This window comes from Protofrankia sp. CiP1_Cm_nod1 (genome assembly GCF_920888515.1).
Classification (GTDB): Bacteria; Actinomycetota; Actinomycetes; order Frankiales; family Frankiaceae; genus Protofrankia.
Genome location: NZ_CAKKTM010000423.1, coordinates 1 through 2,871, shown reverse-complemented (window position 1 = coordinate 2,871; position 2,871 = coordinate 1). Strand labels below are relative to the sequence as shown.

The 2,871-nt window shown below is 70.5% G+C and carries 2 protein-coding genes; both read left to right on the top strand.

Going from position 1 to position 2,871, the window contains the following annotated elements; genetic code table 11:
- The first annotated feature begins 411 nt into the window (after window positions 1-411).
- Window positions 412-1,602: a DUF475 domain-containing protein gene (locus NBX02_RS19145; RefSeq protein ID WP_250281153.1), complete on the top strand. Its 1,191-nt coding sequence runs from the start codon at window positions 412-414 to the stop codon at window positions 1,600-1,602.
- Window positions 1,603-1,740: 138 nt separating this feature from the next.
- Window positions 1,741-2,436, top strand: a complete 696-nt coding sequence (locus tag NBX02_RS19140; protein WP_250281144.1) for a TerD family protein — start codon at window positions 1,741-1,743, stop codon at window positions 2,434-2,436.
- The last annotated feature ends 435 nt before the right edge of the window (window positions 2,437-2,871 follow it).

Genomic DNA, 2,871 nt, shown 5'->3' with positions numbered 1-2,871 from the left:
CCGGCGGGCTGGACGGGGCGAGGCCCGGCGGGCTGGACGGGGCGAGGCCCGGCGGGCTGTGGGCGGCGGGCGGACGCCGTGCTGACGGCCCGTGCCCGCGTGCGGGGCGCCGGTGGTCCCGGTTTGGCCGGTTACCCGGCGGTGCCGGCTCGGCCGGTTACGATGCCCGGGATCGCGGTCAACGGCCAGGCGGCCCCGTGACTGTGCGGGGCACCCGTGGCGGGGTACCCGTAACTGTGCGGGGTAACTGTGCGGTCATGGTCAGGACATGGCCATGACCCGCGCCGCGCCCGGCCCGGGCCGACGCGCGGCTGACGTGATGCCTCGATGCTCCGGACCGGGGTCGAGGCGCGGTGGGTGGTGCTCCCGGTACCGCGCCAGACCCGGTCCGGAGGAAGGGTGCCTGTCCTCGTGCATGCCCTGCGAATCTTTGGTTGGTCGCTGGCGGTCACCGTGGTCGGTGTCGCGTTGGCCGGAGTGCTCGGCGGCCCGGAGACGGCCGCGATCGTCGCCATCCTGGCCGTGCTGGAGATAAGCCTGTCGTTCGACAACGCGGTCATCAACGCCACGATCCTGCGCCGGATGAACGAGTTCTGGCAGCGGATATTCCTCACCGTCGGCATCCTGATCGCCGTATTCGGGATGCGCCTGCTGTTCCCGATCGTCATCGTCGCGCTCACCGCGCATCTCGGCCCCATCGAGGTCTTCGACCTCGCGTTGAACAACCCGGACGAGTACGCGGCCCGGCTGCACGACGCGCATCCGGCCATCGCCGCCTTCGGTGGCATCTTCCTCTTCATGATCTTCCTGGATTTCATGTTCGACCCCGAACGTGACGTCCAGTGGCTCCGCTGGATCGAGGAGCCGCTGCGCAGGGCGGGGCACCTCGATGTGCTGTCGGTCGTGGTCGGGCTCGTCGCGCTCCTCATCGTCGCCGAGGCGTTCTCCGGTGACGCGATCCAGCAGGTGCTCACGGCCGGTGTCGCCGGTATCGCCACCTATCTGGGCGTGCGTGGTCTCGGTGAGTTCTTCGAGGCGCGCGGCCTGGGAGCCGACGACGATGACGCGCAGGACGCCGGGCAGGACGCCGACGACGCCACCGCGGTGGCTCCCGTGGGGACCGCGCCCGCGGCGGGGCCGGCCGGCGGCAAAGGCGGTCCCAACACGCTGGTCCTCGCGTCGGGGAAGGCCGCGTTCTTCCTGTTCCTGTACCTGGAGGTCCTGGACGCGTCGTTCTCCTTCGACGGCGTGGTGGGCGCTTTCGCGATCACTCAGAAGATCTTCGTCATCGCGGCCGGGCTCGGTATCGGCGCCATGTACATCCGGTCGATCACCGTCTACCTCGTCCGCAAGGGCACCCTGCAGGAGTATGTCTACCTGGAGCACGGCGCCCACTACGCCATCGGCGCGCTCGCGGTGATCCTCGCTGTCAGCATCGAGACCGAGGTCCCGGAGATCATCACCGGTCTCGTCGGTGTCGGGTTCATCGGAGTCGCCCTGATCTCCTCTCTGCTGCGCCGGAACAAGGAGCGGCGTGCCGGCGCGGACGAGGGCGACGGCCCGGACGAACGGCAGCGTGAGATCGTTACTGCCGGTTCATGACAGTCGTGCGTCCATGACAGCGCCGCCCATGGACGGCGGCGCCCATGACAGCGAAGATTCTTGATCGTGTATGTGCCACCACGGGGGTCACGGCGAGCCGGCGGCAGGGCCGGGACGACCACCACAAGGGAGCGGAACATGCCCATCGACTACAGCAAGCGCTCCACCGACTCATCCGCCGGTTCGTCCCCCGGCACGCCCGGGGTATCGCTGAACAAGGTGACTCTCACCAAGGGTGCACCTTCGGTCTCCCTGAGCAAGCAGGGCGGCGGCGGGCGGCTGCACGTCAACCTCAACTGGAACGCCCAGGGCGCGGCGGGCGCCGGCGGCAAGGGCGGCTTCCTCAAGCGGGTGCTGAGCGTCGGGCAGGGCGGGATCGACCTCGACCTGGCCAGCCTGTACGAGCTCACCGACGGCCGTAAGGGGGTCGTGCAGGCGCTCGGTAACGCGTTCGGCTCCCTCGACGCGCACCCGTACGTCCAGCTCGACGCCGATGACCGCACCGGTGCCTCCGCCGGTGGGGAGAACCTGTTCGTCAACCTGGCCCACGTCGCGGAGATCCGCCGTCTGCTGATCTTCGCTTTCATCTACTCCGGCGTCCCGAACTTCGACCAGGCCGGCGCGGTGGTGACCCTCACCCCGGCGCGGGGCGCGCCCATCGAGGTCCGGCTGGACGAGCGGGCCGGCAGCGCCCGGATGTGCGCGATCGCGCTGCTGACCAACCAGGGCGGCAACGACCTCATCGTGAGCAGGGAGGTGCGCTACGTCGGCAGCCACCAGGAACTCGACCAGGCCTTCGGCTGGGGACTGAACTGGACTCCGGGGCGCAAGTAGGCGCATGCGGACGAGTAGGAGAATATTGGGCGAATAGGCGTGTAAGGAAGGCGAACGGGCAACAGGGCCGGGAGCCAGGAGCATGATCAGGGGGACGACGAGATGTGGCTGCGCGCAGCCGGGGAGTGGAAGCGGACGTGAGCCGGCCGGTGCCGGTACCGCCCACGGGCGGTGGGCCCGTTTCGACATCCCGGCCACGGCACGGGCTGGTGGCCGGTACGCCACGTCCGGTGCCACCGGGTGACAACAGCGACGGGACGGGCCCGGCGGAACCGGGAGAGATCGTGGCCGGCACCGGGGATGCCGGGGATGACGGGCGTGACGGGCGTGACGCCCCGCCGGCCGTGCGGCCGGGGGACGCGACCGGCCCCGCGCCGGCCGATCATCCGCAGGCCGGCCTCCCGCCGGCCGGCCTCCCGCCGGCGGAGCCGGCCG

Coding starts and splice junctions, on each gene's coding strand:
- NBX02_RS19140 (WP_250281144.1), top strand. CDS start 1,741: ATGCCCATCGACTACAGCAAGCGCTCCACCGACTCATCCGCCGGTTCG.